Below are 19,971 nucleotides of genomic sequence, written 5' to 3'. Positions count from 1 at the left end.
GGACCGTCGAGGTTGCATCAGGTCTGCAGGGACTCCAGGAGCATCCGGTGCGCGACCGCACGCGGGTCCGGGTCGATCTCGATCAGCGCGTTGACCACGGCGCCGTCCACCAGCGCGATCAGCTGCTCGAGGCGGCGCTGGTCGACCGGGCTGCCCGAGCGGGCCAGTACCTCCAGCAGGAGACGGCGCAGCTCGGTGCCGAGCGTACGCATGAGCGGGCGCAGGTAGGGCCGCCTGCCGGTCGCGACCAGGCGTTCGTACCGCAGCAGCACCAGCTCCGCGTCGCGGTCGCCCGCGGGCGGGCCGAGCAGTTGGTCGAGCACGAGGTCGACGACGGCGTCGAGGTCGCGCTGCTCCGCGGGCAGCTCGGCGAGCAGCGCGCGGCCGCGTTCCAGCTCGGTGCGCCCGTGGTGCTCGACGGCGGCGGCGATCAGCTCGTCGAGCGAGTCGAAGTAGTAGGTCGTGGAGGCCAGCGGGAGCCCCGCCCGTTCGGCGACCGCGCGGTGCCGCAGCGCCTCGAAGCCGCGCTCCACCAGCAGCGCCGCCGCGGCCTCCACCAGTGCCTGGCGACGCCGCTCGCCCTTGGGGGTGCTGGCGGCAGTCATGGTCGGGGCATCGTACGGCCGTGCGGGACCTCGCTCAGTACAGCTGCCCCAGGTCGGTTGCGTATTGCTGCACGTCCGTGCCGAACGGGGCCGGGGCGCCGGGGCTGACGGGTTCGCTCAGCACGAGCACCCGCCTGCCGTCACTCGTCGGCGCCTGCGCCTGCACACCGGAAGACTCTGTGGCGAACGTCACACTGGAAGGGAAGAGAACGACGCTGATGCGGCCGCCGGGAAGATCGAACGCGGCGCCGCGCGAACCCTGAGGACAGGTCAGCGTGACGGGGATGGCTTGGTCCACCTTGACGTTGGCGGCGGCCGGGAGCTCGCCCGCGAGGGCAGCAGCGAGCTCCCGGTCCACCTGTTCGCACCCACGAGGGGTGCCGGCGGGCCCCGCAGGCCCGCCACTCCCGTCCGGATAGCCCCCCTGCTTGGGCGTCTCCGACGGGACGTCTTTCGTGCCGCCACGCTCAGTTGGCGCGGCCGCTTCGTTGTCCTCGTTTGGTAACTCGTATGGAGCAGCGTTTCCGTTACCGCCTGATGCGGGATTTGCCATTCCCACCGCATCCGAGTTCGTCACCGGCCCTGTCCACAATGCCACGCCGAGCGCCGTCGCGCCCGCGAGGAGGGCCACACCAAAGGCGGAACCTGCGAGTACGCCGTTCCGGTGACGGACGCGCTGACGCTCCGACTCGCGCGCCACGTCGGAGACGGTGAAGCTCGGCGGCGGGGTGTCCGCCACCGCGTCTTTCAGCAGCTCAGAGAGCTTGTACTCGTCCATCCCGCCACCTCCTCCCGCCGGTCACGACGCCGACCGCAAGTCATCGATCGTGTCTCCCAAGGCCTCACGCAACGCGTTCAGCCCCCTGGCTGTCTGGCTCTTCACGGTGCCCTCGGAGCACTTGAGCGCGTCGGCCGTGGCCGCCACGTCGAGTCCCTCGAGGAACCGCAGGACGAGCACCGCCCGCTGCCGCGGTGGCACCGCCCGCAGGCCGTCGAGCAGCGCGGACCTCGTCGCCACGGAGTCGCCGAGCTCGCCGTCCTGCTGCGGCGTCTCCGGCAGCTCCTCGACGAACCGTTCCCGCCGCCACGGGCGCCGGGACTCGTCGATCACCGCACGCACCAGCGTCCTGCGGACGTAGGCGTCCAGGGCCCCGCGGTCCCGGATCTTGCGCCACCGCCGGTGCAGTGCGACGAACGCGGTCTGCGCGAGATCGTCCGCCCGGTGCCAGTCACCGCACAGCAGGTACGCGGACCTGCGCACGGCGTCTCGCCGAGCCGCGAAGTACTCCGCGAAGTCCTGCTCGTCGCGCTGCTCCACGCGGACTCTCTCTGCTCGTCGTCTGCGTACGGGGGACGGAACGTGAGGCCCATAAGGTTGCACCACGTGTCCGTCGTGACGTACGCCACCCCTGAAGACGTCCGGGAGACCACTGAGGATGCCCGAGCGCCGGTGTGGTGTGATCGGATCGTGACCAAAGTGCGGGAGATCGATCTTCGTTCGGACACTGTCACCCAACCGGACGAGCCGATGCGGCTCGCCATGTCGCGCGCCGAGGTCGGCGACGACGTGCTGGACAGAGACCCGACGATGCAGGCCCTCGAGGAGCGGGGCGCGGAGCTGCTCGGCGTCGACGCGACGCTGTGGGTGCCGAGCGCGACCATGGGCAACCTCGTCGCACTGATGGTCCACCTGAACAGAGGCGACCGGTTCATCGCGCCGCGCGGCGCGCACGTGCTGGACGACGAACTCGGGGCGCCCGCGTGGCTGGCGGGCGGCATGCCGGAAGCCGTCGACTGGGGCGACTGGCCGGGGCGCATGCCGGTCGAGTCGGTCCGCCAGGCGGCGCGGTCCGGGCCGTACTACACGTTGCGCACCACGTTGTTATGCCTGGAGAACACGCACAACGCGGCGGGCGGCACGGTCACACCGCCCGACGAGCACGCGAAACTGGTCGCCACCGCCCGGGACGTCGGGCTGCGCGTGCACCTCGACGGGGCACGCCTCTGGCACGCCTCCGTGGCGCTGTCCGTGCCGCCTGCGGCGCTGACGGTCGGCGTCGACACCGTGCAGGTGTGCCTGAGCAAGGCGCTCGGGGCGCCCATGGGCGGGCTGGTCGGCGGCACGTCGGCGTTCGTCGAGGAGGCACGCCGGGTCAGGAAGATGCTGGGCGGCGGGGTGCGGCAGGGCGGGGTCGTCGCCGCGGCCGGGCTGGTCGCGCTGGACCGGATCCCGAACCTCGCCGACGACCACGCCAACGCCAGGAGGCTCGCCGCGGGCCTGGCCGACCTCGGGTGGGAGGTCGACGAGCCGGAGACGAACATCGTCCTGGCGTCGACGCCGGACACCGACGCGACGCTGGCCGCGCTCAAGCGGGTCGGGGTGCTCGGTGTGCCGGTGGGTGGCCGGGTGCGGTTCATCCCGCACCGCGACCTGACGACCAAGGACATCGACGAGGTGCTGTCCAGGGTCGCGACGATGCACTCCTAACGGATCTGCTTGCGCCCGGAACCGCCCTTGATGGCGCTGTACCCGATCGCGCCGACCGTGACGACCGCGGCGGCGACGAGCAGGACACCCAGCACCTTGAACACGAGGCCGAGCACCGCGAACGCCACCCACACCACGATGATCGCGCCGATGATCTTCAACAACATCCGAATCCCTCCCCGGGCTCTCACCGGCTGAACGAGTGGCGCAGTCCGGCGGTTCCTTCAGTGAACCACCGGCACTCGCCCAGGACATCGGGGAAAAACACTGGTTCCCGCCTCAGGGTGCGAGCCAGCCGCCCAGCCGCTCCAGACCCGTCGCGATGTCGCTCGCCGGGCCCGCGAACGAGAACCGGACGAAGCGGTGCCCCAGCTCGGGGTCGAAGTCGACGCCGGGCACGATCGCGAGCCCGGTCTCGGCCAGCAGCCGCTGGCACCACGCCATGGTGTCGGTGGTCAGGTGCGACACGTCCGCGTACGCGTAGAACGCGCCGTCCACCGGGGCCACCTTGTCGATGCCCATCCGCGCGAGTCCCCTGATCAGGTGGTCGCGGTTCGCCCGGTAGGAGGCGACGTGCGCGTCCAGTTCGTCGTACCGGAACGCGGCGGTCGCGGCGTGCTGCGCGATCGCGGGCGGGCAGATGGTGAAGTTGCCGGTCAGGCAGTCGACGGCACGCATGAGCCGCTGCGGGACGAGCAGCCAGCCGAGGCGCCAGCCCGTCATCGCGAAGTACTTGGAGAACGAGTTGACCACGACCGCCTCGCGGGAGAACTGCCACGCGGACGCCGTGGCCTCGTCGCCGTAGGTGATGCCGTGGTAGATCTCGTCGCTGACCAGCTGGACGCCGTTGTCGGCGCACCAGCCCGCGATGGCGGCCAGCTCGCCGACGGGCAGGACGGTGCCGGTCGGGTTCGCGGGCGAGGCGATGACCAGCCCGTCGAGCGGGCCGGCCGCCGCCAGCATCTCGACCGTGGGCTGGAAACGGGTGTCCGCGCCGCACGGCAGCTCGACGACCTCGCAGCCGAGCGCGGTGAGGATGTTGCGGTAGGCCGGGTAGCCGGGCCGGGCGAGCGCCACCCGGTCGCCCGCGTCGAAGGCGGCGAGGAACGCGAGGAGGAAGCCGCCGGACGAGCCGGTGGTGGCCACGACGTCCGTGGCCGCGACGTCGAGCGCGTACCGCTGGTCGTAGTGGCGGGCGATGGCCTCGCGCAGTTCGGGGATGCCCAGCTGTTCGGTGTAGCCGAGGGGGCCGTGCAGGGCTTCGGCGGCCTTGTCCAGCACGGCGCGTGGTGCCGCGGCCGACGGTTGCCCGGCGGCCAGCGACACCACGTCCCCCTGCGCGCGCTGCCGGGCGTTGGCCGCGGACAGCACGTCCATCACGTGGAAGGGTGGGATGTTCGCGCGCTGGGCGACCTGCAGCAGACGGGTTGACATGCTCCCCAGCCTGCCGCCGGCCGCCACGCGCGATCAAGCCACCGGCACGAGCTCCTCCTGCGTCACCGTCGGCCTGCGCAGGACCGTGACCGCGAGCACCGCGGCGACCAGGACCAGCCCGGCGGCCACCGCGAACGCGAGCCGGTAACCGCCCGTCATCGCCTGGATGGGCGCGTCACCTTCCGCGAGTGACCCCTTCGTGTACGCCGTGGCGAGCGTGGCGAGGACCGCAAGGCCCAGCGCGCCGCCGACCTGCTGGGTCGTGTTGACCAGGCCGGACGCCACGCCGGAGTCCTCCTTGGTGGCGTCGGACATGGCGAGCGTCATCATCGCGGGGAAGCCCAGCCCGGCGCCGACCCCCATGAGCAGGACCGACGGGAAGACGTCCAGCAGGTAGTCGGCGTCGACCGGCGCCCGCGTGAACAGCCCCAGCCCCGCCGCCACCAGCAGCAACGCCGCGATCAGCACCGGCCGCTCCCCGAACCGGGCGTTGACCCGCGCCGACGCGCCGAGCGACAGCCCGCCGATGCCGACCGCGACGGGCAGGAACGCCAGGCCGATGCCCAGCGGGTCGTAGCCGAGCACCTTCTCCAGGTAGAGGGCGCCGAGGAAGAACATCCCGAACATCCCGGCGACCATCAGCACCTGGACCAGGTTGGCGCCCGCCACGTTGCGGTCCCGCAGGATCCGCAGCGGCAGCAGCGGGTTGGCGACCGTGGCCTGCCGCAGCACGAACCCGGCGAGCAGCGCGACCGACAGGGCGCCGAAGCCCAGCGTGTGGCCGGAGACCCAGCCGTGGTCGGCGGCCTTGACGATCGTGTAGACGCCGATCATGAGCCCGGCGGTGACGAGCACGGCGCCGATCACGTCGGCCCCGCTGCGCAGGCCGATGCCCCGTTCCCCCGGCACGACGCGGACGGCGAGCGCGAACGCGACGATGCCGATGGGCACGTTCACGAAGAAGATCCAGTGCCAGCTGATGGCCTCGGTGAGCACCCCGCCCGCCAGCAGGCCGATCGATCCGCCCGCCGCGGCGACGAAGCTGAAGACCGCGATGGCCCTGGCCTGTTCACCCTTCCCGGGGAACATCGTGACGATCATGCCGAGGATGACGGCGGCGGCCATGGCGCCCCCGATCCCCTGTACGAACCGCGCGGCGATGAGCAGTCCCTGTGTGGTGGCGAGGCCGCAGAACAGCGACGCGACCGTGAATACGGCGACGCCACCGAGGAACATCCGCTTGCGGCCGATGAGGTCCCCGACGCGGCCCGCGAGGAGCAGCAGCCCGCCGAAGGGGATGAGATAGGCGTTGATCACCCAGGCCAGGCCCGACTGCGTGAAGTCGAGGTCCGCCTGGATGACCGGGAGAGCGACGTTGACGATGGTCCCGTCGAGGATGATCATCAGCATCCCCGCGCACAGCACGACGAGCGCGAACCACCGCGAATCCCGCCGCTGACCAACGATCTGGGACATGAACCCCTCCTGGTTGTCCGTACAGGAGGGACGCTAACAGATTGTCTTGTAGCAGACGATCTGTTGTGGGATTGGCTATAGCGGGATTAATTTGGGGCGTGATCGCGTTCAGGTGCGGCGGCGCGGAGCGCGCTCGCACTGGACCGGCTTGGCCAGGCGGTTCTCCACCAGCCGGGTGAGTCCGGCGACCAGACCCGCGCGTTCGTCGTCGGGCAGTGACGACAGCACGTCCTCGTGCACCCGGTTGATGACGTCGGCGGCCTTCGCGCTCATCTCCCGGCCCTGCGGCGTGACCACGATGATCCTGGCGCGCCGGTCGGTCGGCGACGTCTGCCGTTCGACCAGGCCGGCCTTCTCCAGCTCGTCGACGGTCACCACCATCGTGGTCTTGTCCAGGCCGCACATGTCGGCCAGCTGGATCTGGGTGTGCTCCCCGGTCAGCGCCGAGGCCAGCACGCAGCTGCCGCGTGGCGTGATGCCGAGACCGGCCAGCTCCGCGGTCAGCTCGGTCGACAACACGTGGCTGGCGTGGGCAAGCATGAACGCGAGATCCATGCAACCAGATTACGCCCGATCGATCCGTGGGCAGATAATCCAGTGACCAACCAATCAGTACCCGACGTACCCGCCGCCCGACTCCGTGGCCTTGATGCCCGGCACGTTCGCCAGCGACCCGTACCGCGAGATCGCGTAGTTCACGCCCGCGCAGATGTTGGCGACCGGGTCCCAGATGTCACCGGTGCCCGGCAGCTTGTACGAGTTGAACGTCGGGTCGATGCACTGCATGAGGCCCTTCGACGGCGTGCCCTTCGCCGCGTTGGAGTCCCAGTTGTTGATCGCGTGCGGGTTGCCGCCCGACTCGTGCTGGATGATCTGCCAGATCCGCTGCGCGTCCTCCGGGCCGACGTTGATGCCGTGCTGGCGGAGGATCTCGATGGCCTGGTCGATCCAGCTCTTGACGTTCCCCGGCGGCGGTCCGCCCGCGGGTGGCCCCCCGGACGGCCCGAGGCCGCCGCCCCCGCCTCCGCCGCCACCACCGCCGCTGCTCCCGCTGCCGCTGTTCCCGGAGCCGGTGCCGGTCGACTGCGACTGGTTGTTCTGCGCGGGCGGCTGGTTGCCGTTCTCGGTGGACGACGGGTTCGTGGTCTGCGGCGGCGTTTCCTTCCACTCGATCGCCTCACCGCTCTGCGGCGTGAACGGCTGCGTGTTCGGCTGTGCCAGCGACGAGAACGTCGAGGCGGGCGACTTCGCGCCGTTGATCTTGCCGAGCGCCGAGCTGAGCGTCTGCTCGGTGCCCTCGAGGTGGGTGTTGATGTCCGACGCGGCGCTCGAGCACACCCCGCGCGTCATCGCGTCGAACTCTTCCGTGGTCGCGTCCGGGTGGTTCGTCGTCCACGTGGAGATCTCGGTCAGCGCCTGGTCGCAGCGCGTCGAGATGTACGTCTTCGCGCCGGTCAGCGCGGTCGCGACGTCGTTGAGCGCCGTCGCGGCGTCGGACATCGCGGTGCCGACGTCGGTGCCCGCGGTCTTGAACTTGGTCATGTACGCCACGAACTGGTCCGCCGAGCGGCCCTCCCACGCCGCGTCGAGCGAGCGCACGCTGCCCGCGACCTCGCCGCTGTACGTGGACAGGTTGGTCGCGGCCGTGGAGAGCCTGGTCGCGGCCGAGGTGATCGCCTCGGTGTCCGCGTCCTCGACCTTCGCCGCGGCCGTCGCGACCGCCTCGCCTCCCGCGTAGCCGGCCAGAGTGTCCGCCGAACCCACCGTGTCCCCTCCTAGACCTGCACGTACCGCGGACGGCCGCCGTAGGTGCGCTCGCCATCGTCCTCGGTGTTCTGAACGGTCTGCACGATCGCGTCGAGCGCGCCCGCGACCCCGTTGAGGCGGTCCTCGGCGGCGGTCAGCTCGTCGTGCATCAGGTCGTTCAAGGCGTCCACCGCGGACGCGATGCCCGCCGAGCTCGGCAGGTTGCCGTAGACCGTCGACGCCGTGCACACCTGGGGGAACGAGTCGGAGATCTCGCCGAACTTCGGCTTGTAGTCGAGCGCCTTCTGCATGCAGCCGTTGATGGCGTCGATGTTGTACTGCGTCATGTCGCCCCCTTCGCGCACCCGCTCTGACGGCGCTCGCCGCGTCGCGGTTCCCTCACTTTAGGCCGGTCAGACCTCGCCCATCAGCTCTTGCACACAGGCCACGAGCCGCCGGTTGTCGGCCGGGGTGACCGTGCTCCACACGCGACCGTCGGCGTTCGGTTTCGCGAGGTGGACATAACGCCCACGAGGGGTGTCGTGGAAAGCGACAACCCGGTCAGCGCGGACCATGCGCTGGTCGCGCTGCATGCGGGTGACACAGAACTGGCCGCGCACGTCCATGTCGCGCACCATGTCCGCCATCGTCTTCGCGTCCGGCCCGGACACCCCGCGCCGGCTCAGCGCGGCGGCGAACTCCCGCACGTCCCCGCCCGCCTCCGCGTCGGCGGCCTTGAGCACGTCGGTCGGCACGCTCACCGACAGCCCGGGCCCGGCGACCACGTCCCCGGCCACCGACACCGCGGCCTCCGCGATCGCGGTCTCGCGTGCCGGGATGAGCCACACCTGCGGCCCGTCCACCGCCGCCAGCAGCGCCGCGCTCCCGGAGACCACCGCGAGTGAGGAGATGCGGTGGTCGGTCCACACCCAGCTGTCGATGGCGAGCTGCGGGTGGGCGAGCAGGCTCAGCTTGTCCGCCAGCTCCGGCGTGGCCCGCTCCCGCTCGGCGAGCCCCCGTGCCTCGAGGTCGGCGAACGCCTGCGCGACGAGTCGCCGCCGTTCGGTGTGCGTGCGCCCAGGACTCGGCACGGTGAGCGCCTCGTGCTTGGCGGGGAGCTTCTCGTGCTCCCACAACACGTCGAACTCGAGCGTGGAGAGGACGATGGTGCCGCTGATCATCTACCGGTCGTCATCGTCGCCGATCGACTCCGGCGCCACCACGCGGTCGTCGTCGAACACGTCGCTCGACTCGACCCCGTACCGCCGGACGTGCTCCTGGTCCTCCTCGCCCTCGGCGTTCCGCCCCGCCCCGGCCGCGGCCGGCTGCATGATCGACCCGCCGGGGCGCCCGGTCCGAGCGCCGAACCGTTCCGCGTTGCGCGCGGCCCGGGCCTCCTCCTCCGGCACGGAGCCGATCGGCACACCGTTCTTGAGGGGGCCGCGGTTGGCGGCGTTGCGGGACAGGCGCTCGCCCTCCGCGCCCGCACCCGCGCCACCGGCGCCGCCGGCGCCCATGAGGGTCGCGGCTTCCGCCATGAGCATCGGGTTCGCGCCACGGAGAGCCGCAGGCCCGAGGGGGTTGGCGGTGCTCGGGAGGAAGGGGTTGTTCGGGGTCGGGCCACCGCCCGTGATGGGCGGGCCACCGAGCGGCGGGTTGGGGCCGCCGCCGCCCGGGGTGGGAACCGTCGGGATCGGGTTACTGCCGCCGGTGCCGGGTGCGAAGGAGGTGCCCGGGCCGCTGCCGCCCGGGCCCACGCCGGTCGGGCTGTAGCCGCTGCCCGTGGGGGTGTAGCTGCCTGCCGAGGAGACGCTGGTACCGGTGTCCACCGGCTGCGCGACGAGGTTCATGCCCGGCGGCACGGGCAGCGTCTGCGCCTGACCCAGCGCGTCGGAGCTGTTGTTCTGGTACCCGGTCATGGCGTCGACGGCCGCGTCTCGGGCCGCGTTGGTCTGCTTGACCTGCTGTGCGTGGTCGGTGGTGTGGCCGAAGAACCCGGCGATCTGGTCGACGGTGGACTCTTCGGTCGGGCCGCTCAGCGCACCGGCGTCCGGGGCGCTGTGCTTCGAGGTCGTGAAGGCGGCACCCTGGGAGTCGACCCCCTTGGCGGAGTCCGTCACCGGGCCCTGCGCCTGATCGGCGTAGATGCTGGCGCTCTCGGTCGCTGAAGTGGCGCCGTCGGCGGCCTGTCCCTGCCAGGTGACACCGACCTTCTTGAGCTGGTCACGGAGCGTCTGGTCTGTCTCCGCGAGGCCGTCTGCCAGCTCCATCAACGCACTCACCGCGTCGTTGAGGGTGCCAGCACCGGCTCCGTTGCGGAGGCCCTCCACCTGCTCGATCAGCCGCTGGTTGTCGTACCCGACGAAGCGAAGGTCGCTCAGTCCGTAGTCCCCGGCCATAACTACTTCCTCACCTCAGAGTCTGCAGTGTCCGCAGCGCCATTTCAGCGGCCTGCTCGCTTCCCTGGCAGAGCTGTTCGCCCTTCAAGTCGTCGCTCAGCGATGCCATCTCGACGTGGAGGTGCTGGTTCTTCGCCACGCCGAGCGCGATCGCGCAGTCGTAAGTGCCGCCACCCTTGATGTGGAACTTCGCCGCTGGGTAGCCGTCGATCGAGATCAGCTCGGCGTCGGCGTTGGTGTCTTCGTTGATCCAGAAGCTCACGTCGACATTCGTCACGGCGACGATGTCGTAACTGTGAAACGGCTCCGCCGCCGACTTGTCGAGTGTGCAGGCCTTCATGCCCTGGTAGATCGTGCCCGCGTCCGAACCGTCGTCCGGGCTCACATCGTCGATCTGAAGCTGCGCCCGCTGCGAGTCGGAGAACAACGTGCACGGATCGACACCATCGAGCGAAAGCTCCTTCGGCGGAGGCGGGATGTCCACACCCGATGGGGCCGAACTCGCCGACGTCGGCTGCTCGCTGGTGCTGGTGGAGCCCGTGCCTCCAGCACCAGGCGTCGCGCTGCCCGGCTCTGTGACGGTGCAACCCGCGAGGAAGGTGGTTGCCACCACGACAGCGCACACCGCGACTGGCGACCTATGCACCCGTTTTCCCGAACGCCGCGGAGATCTCATCCTCCGTGAAGCCGTACGCCTTGGCGGCGTCGCCCAGCTGTACGGACAGCTTCCGCAGACCGACGATGTAGTCCTTGATCCGGTTGCGGTAGGAGTCGTCATCGTCGAAGAGGAGGTCGTTCCAGGCCATCGCCATCCGGGTGCTCACGTCGTCGTTGCCCGGCGGCTCGATGCGGAGATCTCGTGCCCTCTTCCACCACAGCTTCTGGAGTGCGTCAGCCTGCGCCTCGATGATCCGGCCCGCGGCGAGCACGTTGTCCTTCGAAACGGTGAAGGTGCCGGAGCTGATGCCTCTGGTGGCCTCGTTGACCTGCTTGAAGGCGGCGTTGATGCCTCGGCCTATGTCGCCGGCGAGATACATCCCGTTCGCTCCCCACTGATCGTGACGATCCGGTCTCTTTCTGCAGGCTACCAACGGCGCGCGGCACCCACCTGAACTTTGACGAAGAAGTGGTGGGTGCGGTTCCGCTGATCGGCTGAACCGTCACTGTGCGGTGATCTCGCCCTTCGCGGCTCGGGCGGCGATGTCCGTGCGGTGGTGGGAGCCTGCCAGGTGCACGTCGGCTACCAGGCGGTATGCGTCTGCGCGGGCTTCGGCAAGGGTGGGGCCGGTGCCGACGACCGACAGGACCCTGCCGCCCGCGGACACGATGGCGCCGTCGTCGCGGCGGCGGGTGCCCGCGTGGAGCACGCCGTGGGCCTCGGCGCCGGTGATGACGTCCCCTGAGCGGGCTCGGCCCGGGTAGCCCTCCGCGGCGACGACCACCGTGACGGCGTAGCCGTCGTGCCATTCGAGGGGTGGGTGGTCGGCCAGGGTGCCGGTCGCGACCGCGTTCAGCAGGCCTGCCAGCGGGGTGCGGAGCAGGGCCAGCACGGCCTGGGTCTCCGGGTCGCCGAAGCGGCAGTTGAACTCGATGACCTGCGGGCCCTCGCTGGTGAGCGCCAGGCCCGCGTACAGGAGACCGGAGAACGACGCTCCTCGCGCCACCATCTCCTCGACCACCGGCTTGATGATCGTCTTGACGACGTCGTCGACCAGGTCCGGTGGGGCCCACGGCAGTGGGGCGTACGCACCCATACCGCCCGTGTTCGGGCCCGCGTCGTCGTCGCCGACGCGTTTGAAGTCCTGGGCCGGCAGGAGCGGAACGACCGTGGTGCCGTCGACGAGGCAGAAGAGCGACGCCTCCGGGCCGTCCAGGAAGGACTCCAGCAGGACCGGGTGGCCGCCGTCGAGGAGGGTCATCGCGTGGGTGCGGGCGGCGGCGAGGTCGGTGGTGACCGCGACGCCCTTGCCCGCGGCGAGGCCGTCGTCCTTCACGACCCACGTCGGGCCGAAGCGGGCCAGTGCGGCGTCGAGCTTGGCCGGGTTGTCGACGATCTCGCTGTGCGCGGTCGGGACGTTCGCCGCGGCCATGACGTCCTTCGCGAACGCCTTCGAGCCCTCGATGCGGGCCGCGGCGGCCGACGGGCCGAAGCACGCGATGCCCGCCGCGCGGACGGCGTCCGCCGCACCGGCGACCAGCGGCACCTCCGGGCCGATGACGACCAGGTCGGCGCGCCACTCCTGCGCGGTCGCGACGACGGAGGCCGGGTCGGTGACGTCGGCGCCGTAGGACTCGGCGACCGCCGCCGTGCCCGCGTTGCCGGGGGCACACGCGAGGGCCGTAACCGCAGGGTCGTGGGAGAGGGCGAGCACGAGCGCGTGCTCGCGCGCACCGGACCCGATCACCAGGACACGCACGAGGAAACAGCGTAGATGCCCTGGTTGGCGCGCCCGCCGCCAGGGGCATGACGTGCGCTTTCACGCGACGCGGGAGAGCCGGACGGGTCGCCGTCCGGCCCTCCCGAACGCTCGCGCGCGCGGTGCCCAGCCCCCACCCGATCCCGGGGGCCACCCGCCATGCCAGTCTACCGGTGTCCACCGACAGCCGGTGGGTTGTGGATCTTGCCTGTGGACAACTGGGTGGGCTGTGGATTACTTGCCCAGTGCCTGTGCGGCGCCGGGGTGGAGTTCGACCGGCGCGGTTTCCACGGCGATCTTGCGGTCGAGGGCGTTCGCGGCCTTGTGGACCTTCGCCAGCTCGTCCTTCTTGTCGAAGATCAGGTTGGTGATGGCGCACGCGTTGCCTGCCGGGAAGTCCTTCGTGACCAGCAGGAGGTTCGGCACGACGATGGTCGGGACGTCGGCGGGCAGGCCGTACGTGTCGGCCGGGATCGCGCCCTCCTCGTAGACCTCGTTGACCTTCTTCATGTTCGCCAGCAGGTCGCTGATGTCGAGGAACTTCACGTCCTCGCCCAGGGACGTCGTGAGATCCGTCAGCTCCGGGGTCGGGAGGCCGCCGGACCAGAACAGGCCGTCGATCTGCCCGGCCTTCATCTGGTCCACCGTCGGGCGCAGGGCCAGGCGCTGGGCGGAGATGTCCGACTGCGACAGGCCCGCCGCCGCCAGCAGGCGGTTCGCGATGACCTCCGTGCCCGACTTCGGGGAGCCGGTCGAGATGCTCTTGCCCTTCATGTCCGCCACGGTGTCGATGCCGCTGTCCGCGCGCACGACGACCTGTGTGTAGTTCGGGTAGATGCGGGCGAGCGCGGCGATGTCCTGCGGTTTTCCTTCGAAGGCGGCCTTGCCCTCGACCGCGTCGGCCGCCGTGTCGGCCAGCGCGAACGCGATGTCGTAGTCGCCCGCGACCAGCTGCTGGATGTTCTGCACCGACGCGCCCGTCTCCGCCGCGTTGGCCTTCAGCGGCGTGTTGTTGCTGATCAGCTGCGCGAGACCGCCGCCGAGCGTGTAGTACACGCCGCCCGTGTTGCCGGTCGCGATGGTGATCCGGCCCTCGCCCGCCTCGCAGCTGCCGGATGCCTGGTCAGCCGAGTTGTTCGTCTGCTTGCCGCCGCACGCCGCTGTCACCAACAACACCGCCAGCGCCGTCGCCGCGATCTTCACCGGTCGCATCTTCAGGCTCCTGTTCATCCGAGTTCCGGCGGCCGAGCAGGTGCACGACGACCGCCACCACCGCGAAACCGAGGCCGATCGCGATCGACAGCGGTTGCAGGTACAGCAAGAGCAACGCAGCGGGCACGCACAGCACCCGCTCCGGCCAGCGCGCGGGCCCCACGAGCCAGCCGGTCGTGACCACCGCCAGCGCCGCGACGGCCAGCGCGGACACCAGCGTCACCCACAGCACGGTCGCGAAACCGCGCTGCAGCAACAGGGCCGAGCCGTTGTCCGTCAGCACGAACGCGATCGGCACCAGGAACGCGGGCAGCGTGTACTTCCACGTCTGCCACATCGTCCTCATCACCGAACCGCCGGTGATCGCGGCCGCCGCGACCGCCGCCAGCGCGGTCGGCGGCGTGACCTCCGACAGCACCGCGTAGTAGAAGATGAACATCGCGACCTCGGCCGGTTCCACGCCGAGGTCCGACAGCGCGGGGGCGAGCACGACCCAAGAGATGATGAACGACGCCGTCACCGGCACCGCCAGGCCGAGCACGCTCACCGCGACCGCTGCGAACACCACCGTCAGCATCAGGATCACGGTCTGGTTCGACGCCAGCGCCTGCGCCGCGTCGACGAGCGAATCCGCCAGCTCCTGGCCCAGGCCGGTCTTCGTGATCGTCGATGTGATCACGCCCGCCGCCGCGCACACCGCGATCACCGGCAGCGCGCCGCGGATGCCCTCCGCCAGCGAGTCGGCCACCGCCTTGAGCCAGGTCCGGAACGAGCCGCCCGTCAGCAACTGCGAGATCAACGCGAACAGCGCCGCCACCCCGGTCGCGTAGACGACCGCGGTGAACGGCGGGATGTCCAGCGCCAGGAACACCACGATGATCGCCAGTGACGCGAAGTGGTAGCCGCCGCGCAGCAGCAGCTTGCCGACCGGTGGGGTGTCGACGTCGACGGCCTTCGCGCCGAACCGGCGTGCGTCCGCCTCCACCGCGAACACGATCCCGAGGTAGTACAGGACGGTCGGCACGATCGCCCACAGCAGCACCGTCAGGTACGACGTCTCCAGGTACTCGGCGATGATGAACGCCGCCGCGCCCAGCGTCGGCGGCGACAGGATCGCGCCGATGCCCGACGCGGCGAGCAGGCCGCCCGCGTTCTCCTTGGGATAGCCCGCTCTCCGCAGCACCGGCCAGGTGATCGCGCCCAGGCTGACCGTGGTCGCGGTGCCGGAACCCGAGACCGTGCCGAGCAGGAACCCCGACATGGCGGCGGTGCGGCCCGGTGCGGTGCGGGACCTGCGGAACGCGGCGAAGCTGATGTCCACGAAGAACTTGCCGGCGCCGGACGTCGACAGCACGGCGCCGTAGATCGTGAACAGCACGATGTACGTGGCGGCGACGTCGAGCGGGATGCCGTAGAAGCCGCTCTGGTCGTTGTACAGCGCGTTCACGATCTGGCTGAAGTCGACGCCCGCGTGCGCGACGTCCCAGTCCTGCGGCAGGTAACCGCCGTAGTAGGAGTACGCGAGGAACACCAGGCAGACGATCGGGAGCACGAGGCCCGTGGTGCGCCGGGTCGCCTCCAGGACCAGCACGAGCAGCAGCGCGCCCGCCACGATGTCCGAAGTGGACAGCAGACCCTGGCGGTCGAGGAACGCGTCGAAGCCGCCGCCCGCGTCGCCGATCGCGAGCGGCACCACCGGGTACAGGCCGACGACCAGCGCGATCGCCGCGAACACCCAGTCGAGCGGGCCCGGGTTGTCGGGGTCCTGCGCGGTGCCGCGCATCCGGTAGCAGAGGAAGACCAGCGGCAACGTCAGCCCGAGGAAGATCACCAGGTAGTACTGGTTGCCCTTCGCGAAGGGCAGGAAGACCTGTTTGAGCACCAGCAGCGCGACCGCGACGCACGCCGCCCAGACGAACCACTCCCAGCGACCGGACAGGGTCCGCGCGGGGCGTTCCTCGTCGTGCTCGCCGACGGCCACCGCGGGCCGATTGGCGTCCATGTCTTCCGTAGACGTGGTCACCCACGGCAACCTACCCGTGACAGGTGTCGCAAAGAAGATCGAACGCGTTATCGCTTCGTCACCTTCGGGTCCGACGGAGTTTCCCCGGATCAACGACGATCCGCACGCCAAATCGAGGCGAGGAGGAGACCGTGAGTTCGAAGTTACTGCGCTTGGCCGTCACCGCGACGGCGGCGTTGGCCGTGGTCAGCGCGGCGCCGGCGACGGCGGACCGTGCCCCTGTGCACGGCGACCGGGACAGCTTCACGATCGTCGGCCACCGCGGCGCGTCCGGCTACCGGCCGGAGCACACGCTGGCGTCGTACGAGCTCGCGGCGCGGATGGGCGCCGACTACATCGAGCCCGACCTCGTGACCACGAAGGACGGTGTGCTGGTCGCCCGGCACGAGCCGGAGATCGGCGGCACCACCGACGTCGCGGCCCACCCGGAGTTCGCGGGCCGGAGGACCACGAAGTCGCTGGACGGCGTGAACGTGACGGGGTGGTTCACCGAGGACTTCACGCTCGCGGAGCTGAAGACGTTGCGCGCCAAGGAACGCATCCCCGACATCCGCCAGGAGAACACGCTCTACGACGGGCGGTACGAGATCCCGACGTTCCAGGAGGTCATCGACCTGGCGAAGCGGCTGTCGCGGGAGCTGCACCGGGAGATCGGGATCTACCCGGAGACCAAGCACCCGACGTACTTCCGCAAGCAGGGCCTCGCGCTGGAGCCCGCGCTGGTGAAGACCCTGAACCGCAACGGCCTGAACCGGCCGGGCGCGAAGGTGTACGTGCAGTCGTTCGAGGTGACGAACCTGATCGAGCTGCACAAGGTGCTGCGGGTGCCGCTGGTGCAGCTGACGTCGGCGACCGGCGCGCCGTTCGACTTCGTCGACTCGGGTGACCCGCGGACGTACAAGGACATCACCTCGGCGGCGGGCCTGCGGGACGTGGCGAAGTACGCGAAGGGGCTCGGGCCGGAGAAGGGCCAGATCATCCCGAGGAACGCGGCGGGGTTCCTGACGACGCCGACGACGCTGGTGGCGGACGCGCACCGGGCCGGGCTGAAGGTGCACCCGTACACGTTCCGCGCGGAGAACACGTTCCTGCCGGCGGACTTCCGCTCGTCGGCCGTGCCGTCGGAGTACGGCGACCTGATCGCCGAGATCGAGGCGTTCCGGGCGACCGGCATCGACGGGCTGTTCTCGGACAACCCCGACGTCGTGGTGGCCGCGGAGCAGCTGGCGGCCTGAGTTGTCCACAGCCGGGTGAGTTGTCCACAGGCAGGGCTTCTCACCCCGGTTCTGTCACCCCCCACCGGTAGACTGGCATGGCGGGTGGCCCCCGGGATCGGGTGGGGGTTCCGTACGTACTGGGCGGGCGGTGTTTTCGCAGGTCAGCGGTGTTTTGTGGCCCGGACGAGCCAGCGGTTCGTCCGGGCCACGGGGCTTCTGGACGGTGCTTCCTACGACAGGATCTCGACGTACCCGCTCGTCCCGTTCACGCGGATGCGCTGGCCGTCCTGGATCCGCTTGGTCGCGTGTTCCACACCCACCACGGCGGGCAGGCCGTACTCCCTGGCCACCACCGCGCCGTGGGTCATCAGGCCGCCGACCTCCGTCACCAGGCCCGCGATCGTGACGAACGCCGGGGACCAGCTCGGGTCGGTGAACGCGGTGACCAGGATGTCGCCCGCCTCGAGGTCGGCTTCGCTCAGGTCGAGCACCACCCGGGCGCGGCCCTCGACGATCCCACTGGACACCGGCAGGCCGGCCAGCGCACCCGCGGGCACGTCCGCGCGCCGGTACGTCCCGGACAGCGCCTCACCGTCCGACGTGAGCACGCGCGGCGGGGTCAGCGCCCGGTACGCGGCGAACTCCTCCCTGCGCCTCCGGATGAGCTCCACGTCGGCCTTGCCCGTGCGCACGGCCTCGTGGAGTTCCTGGAACCTCAGGAAGAACGCGTCCTCGCGCTCGCCGAGCACACCCGCGGCCACGAGCCGGTCGGCCTCCGCCAGCAGCGCTCGCTTGTAGACGTAGTAGCGGCTGATCATGCCGTACTTGGGGTACTCCCGGAACCCGATGAAGGTCCGCAGGCAGTCGATCCTCGACTTGGTCTCCGCCGCCTTCTCGCCGTCCGGGAGGGCGCGCAGGCGGGTCAGCAGGTCCTGCGCCTTGGCCTCCGCCTCCCGCCTGCCCTCGTCGAAGCGACGTCCACTGGCGCCCGGCTCGAAGTTGTCGACGTTGCCGAGGATCACGGGCAGCAGCGCGGTCGGGCGCTCGCGCCACCTCGGCCTCGTGATGTCGATCTCGCCGACGCAGCGCATGCCGTACTTGTCGAGGTAGGCCTGGATCGCGTCCCGTGCCGCGCGGCCGCCGGGCAGCGCAGGCAGTTCCTCGAGGAAGGCGTCGTCCTCGGTCTTGCGCAGGAAGGCCACCACCTCCGGGTGCGGGCGGATCACGTCCGCGACGTCCAGCAGCGCGAGCCCCATCTCCGACGTGACGTTCCCCGGCGCGGACAGCGTGAGGGTGTCGGCCGCGTTCTCCTCGCCCAGCCACGTGTGCATGTGCTCGTTGAGCCACGTCGCCGAGTCCATCGCCGCCAGGATCAGCGGCAGGCTCCTCGGGTCGAACAGGAGCCGCCGCAGTTCCTGGATGTCCGCCACGATGAAGTCGAACAACTCCGCGCCCCGCTTGGTGCGGATCTCCCGTTCGACGGTGGCCAGCGAGGCCTGGGTCTCCGCGACCAGCGCCTCGACGACGGCCGGGTCGGGGTCGGCGGGCGGCGCGGGCGCGTCCCCGACGAACCGGGGGCCCTCGCCCTCGGCCGCCGGGACGAAGTCGCGGTCCACGACGGTCCGCAGCGCGTCCCCCATCAGCGGGTCGGACGTCCGCATGGCCTGCACGAACCGTTCGCGGCTGGCCGCGCCCGCGAGGAGGCCGGTGACGTCGACGAACAGCCGCCCGCCCGCCTCGGCCATCGGCCGCGGCGTGGTCATCTGCCAGAAGGACAGGCCGAGCGGCGTCATCGCGTCGGTCATCATCTGCTGGTGGCCGACGGACACGTAGACGTGGTTGTCCTCGTCCCCGGCCGCCGGGATCGGGAACAACGTGGTGATCGCCCTGGCCTGGACGATCTGGAACTCGCCGTCCGCCAGGCACCACTCGATGTCCTGCGGCCTGCCGAAGTGCGCCTCGATCCGCCTGCCGAGCGCCGCGAGGAGCACCACCTGCTCGTCGGTCAGCGCCTGCCGCTGCCGTGCCTCCGGGTCGACCGGCTGCCTGCGCGTCCCGCCGTCCGGGGCGGGCAGGATGGCGAACTCCTTGGTGCCGACCGCCTTCTCGACGACCTCGCCGTCCCGCACCTTGTAGCCGTCCGCGTTCACCAGGCCGGACACCAGGGCCTCGCCGAGGCCGTAGCTCGCCTCCACGCTGGTGACCGTGCGGTTCGACGTGACGGGGTCGGCCGTGAACAGGATCCCGGACACCTCCGGCGCGACCATCCGCTGCACGACGACCGCCATGTGGACCTTGCGGTGGCCGAAACCGTTCCGCAGCCGGTAGGTCACGGCCCGCTCGGTGAACAGCGAGGCCCAGCACAGCCTGATGTGCTCGAGCACCGCGCCGGGGCCCGTGACGTTCAGGTACGTGTCCTGCTGGCCGGCGAAGGACGCCGTCGGCAGGTCTTCCGCCGTCGCGCTGGAACGGACGGCACAGGCGGCGTTCTCCCCGAGGCCTGCGAGCGGGCGCACCAGCTCCGCCGCCAGGTCGTCCGGGATCGCGGCCTTCTCGATGACGCCGCGGGTCTCGGCGCTGAGCGCACCGATCGCGTCCCGGTCGTCCGGGTCCAGCCGCGACAGCCGGTCCAGCAGGTCGTCGAGCGCGGGCACGTCCGCCATGACCCGCTGGAAGGCGTCCGTCGTCACGCAGTAGCCGGGCGGCACGCGGACGCCGTCGATCCGGGACAGCTCACCCAGGTGCGCGCCCTTGCCCCCGACGACCGCCACCTGGCTCCGGTCGATCTCGTCGAAACCCAGCACGTAGTGATCAACCACTACTACTCCTCATCCCCTGCACATTGCCGTGGAGTCCCGCTTTTCGCAGGTCCGGCGGGTGATTGTGCAGCGCACCCCGGGTCTTGCGGCAAGACCCGGGGTGCGCTATACGTTGAAGTGGGGAGAGGGAGTGGT

Annotated in this window: 19 protein-coding genes; 2 read left to right on the top strand and 17 right to left on the bottom strand. The window is 70.6% G+C overall.

The genetic code is table 11. The features are described from left to right. Positions 1–17 precede the first annotated feature (17 nt). From ACYQ77_RS21120 to ACYQ77_RS21110, 3 genes are read right to left on the bottom strand one after another with little or no spacing between them, the layout of a single operon-like run. On the bottom strand, positions 18–605 hold the full coding sequence (locus tag ACYQ77_RS21120; protein WP_459713795.1) for a TetR/AcrR family transcriptional regulator: 588 nt from the start codon (positions 603–605) through the stop codon (positions 18–20). A gap of 34 nt (positions 606–639) precedes the next feature. After that, positions 640–1,383, bottom strand: coding sequence for a hypothetical protein (locus ACYQ77_RS21115; RefSeq protein ID WP_459713793.1), 744 nt, complete (start codon positions 1,381–1,383; stop codon positions 640–642). Between the two features lie 21 nt (positions 1,384–1,404). After that, positions 1,405–1,923: a SigE family RNA polymerase sigma factor gene (locus ACYQ77_RS21110; protein WP_459713791.1), complete on the bottom strand. Its 519-nt coding sequence runs from the start codon at positions 1,921–1,923 to the stop codon at positions 1,405–1,407. A 150-nt stretch (positions 1,924–2,073) separates the two neighbouring features. Between ACYQ77_RS21110 and ACYQ77_RS21105 the strand changes: the two genes are divergently transcribed. Continuing rightward, positions 2,074–3,093: a threonine aldolase family protein gene (locus ACYQ77_RS21105; protein WP_459713789.1), complete on the top strand. Its 1,020-nt coding sequence runs from the start codon at positions 2,074–2,076 to the stop codon at positions 3,091–3,093. Here the strand turns inward: ACYQ77_RS21105 and ACYQ77_RS21100 are convergent. The 13 genes from ACYQ77_RS21100 to ACYQ77_RS21040 all read right to left on the bottom strand — a co-directional run bounded on the left by ACYQ77_RS21100 (position 3,090) and on the right by ACYQ77_RS21040 (position 15,779). Next, complete coding sequence (locus ACYQ77_RS21100) at positions 3,090–3,260, bottom strand: hypothetical protein (protein ID WP_459713787.1); 171 nt, start codon at positions 3,258–3,260, stop codon at positions 3,090–3,092. The two genes, ACYQ77_RS21105 and ACYQ77_RS21100, sit on opposite strands and share 4 nt — an antisense overlap. 112 nt (positions 3,261–3,372) lie before the next feature. Beyond that, positions 3,373–4,527, bottom strand: a complete 1,155-nt coding sequence (locus tag ACYQ77_RS21095; protein WP_459713784.1) for a pyridoxal phosphate-dependent aminotransferase — start codon at positions 4,525–4,527, stop codon at positions 3,373–3,375. A 33-nt stretch (positions 4,528–4,560) separates the two neighbouring features. After that, complete coding sequence (locus tag ACYQ77_RS21090) at positions 4,561–6,003, bottom strand: DHA2 family efflux MFS transporter permease subunit (protein ID WP_459713783.1); 1,443 nt, start codon at positions 6,001–6,003, stop codon at positions 4,561–4,563. A 108-nt stretch (positions 6,004–6,111) separates the two neighbouring features. Beyond that, positions 6,112–6,558, bottom strand: coding sequence for a MarR family winged helix-turn-helix transcriptional regulator (locus ACYQ77_RS21085; RefSeq protein ID WP_459713781.1), 447 nt, complete (start codon positions 6,556–6,558; stop codon positions 6,112–6,114). A gap of 54 nt (positions 6,559–6,612) precedes the next feature. Then, the gene (locus ACYQ77_RS21080) at positions 6,613–7,767 is read right to left on the bottom strand and encodes a WXG100 family type VII secretion target (RefSeq protein ID WP_459713779.1); all 1,155 of its coding nucleotides are present in this window, start codon (positions 7,765–7,767) and stop codon (positions 6,613–6,615) included. A gap of 11 nt (positions 7,768–7,778) precedes the next feature. Next, entirely contained in the window at positions 7,779–8,096 is a 318-nt protein-coding gene (locus ACYQ77_RS21075) for a hypothetical protein (RefSeq protein ID WP_459713778.1), read from the bottom strand. A 66-nt stretch (positions 8,097–8,162) separates the two neighbouring features. Next, positions 8,163–8,930, bottom strand: a complete 768-nt coding sequence (locus tag ACYQ77_RS21070; protein WP_459713776.1) for an ESX secretion-associated protein EspG — start codon at positions 8,928–8,930, stop codon at positions 8,163–8,165. After that, the gene (locus ACYQ77_RS21065; protein WP_459713775.1) at positions 8,931–10,148 is read right to left on the bottom strand and encodes a PPE domain-containing protein; all 1,218 of its coding nucleotides are present in this window, start codon (positions 10,146–10,148) and stop codon (positions 8,931–8,933) included. Positions 10,149–10,158: 10 nt separating this feature from the next. Next, positions 10,159–10,758, bottom strand: coding sequence for a DUF3558 domain-containing protein (locus ACYQ77_RS21060; RefSeq protein ID WP_459713773.1), 600 nt, complete (start codon positions 10,756–10,758; stop codon positions 10,159–10,161). A 28-nt stretch (positions 10,759–10,786) separates the two neighbouring features. Beyond that, positions 10,787–11,185 (bottom strand): hypothetical protein, encoded by a 399-nt coding sequence (locus ACYQ77_RS21055; RefSeq protein WP_459713771.1) that lies wholly within the window; start codon positions 11,183–11,185, stop codon positions 10,787–10,789. 123 nt (positions 11,186–11,308) lie between these two features. Further along, the gene (purD, locus tag ACYQ77_RS21050; RefSeq protein WP_459713769.1) at positions 11,309–12,565 is read right to left on the bottom strand and encodes a phosphoribosylamine--glycine ligase; all 1,257 of its coding nucleotides are present in this window, start codon (positions 12,563–12,565) and stop codon (positions 11,309–11,311) included. Positions 12,566–12,799: 234 nt separating this feature from the next. Next, complete coding sequence (locus ACYQ77_RS21045) at positions 12,800–13,777, bottom strand: TAXI family TRAP transporter solute-binding subunit (RefSeq protein WP_459713767.1); 978 nt, start codon at positions 13,775–13,777, stop codon at positions 12,800–12,802. After that, positions 13,689–15,779, bottom strand: a complete 2,091-nt coding sequence (locus tag ACYQ77_RS21040) for a TRAP transporter permease (protein ID WP_459713989.1) — start codon at positions 15,777–15,779, stop codon at positions 13,689–13,691. The genes ACYQ77_RS21045 and ACYQ77_RS21040 overlap by 89 nt, the downstream gene beginning before the upstream one ends. Before the next feature lie 152 nt (positions 15,780–15,931). On the opposite strand from ACYQ77_RS21040, the gene ACYQ77_RS21035 reads away from it, so the two are divergent. Next, positions 15,932–17,035, top strand: coding sequence for a glycerophosphodiester phosphodiesterase (locus tag ACYQ77_RS21035; protein ID WP_459713765.1), 1,104 nt, complete (start codon positions 15,932–15,934; stop codon positions 17,033–17,035). 212 nt (positions 17,036–17,247) lie between these two features. Here the strand turns inward: ACYQ77_RS21035 and rph are convergent, their stop codons facing one another. Next, positions 17,248–19,836, bottom strand: coding sequence for a rifamycin-inactivating phosphotransferase (gene rph, locus ACYQ77_RS21030; protein ID WP_459713762.1), 2,589 nt, complete (start codon positions 19,834–19,836; stop codon positions 17,248–17,250). Positions 19,837–19,971 lie beyond the last annotated feature (135 nt).

Source organism: Actinophytocola sp. KF-1 (assembly GCF_054661535.1).
Note: the sequence above shows the minus strand (reverse complement) of the source record. Positions and strands in the feature narration are given on the sequence as shown.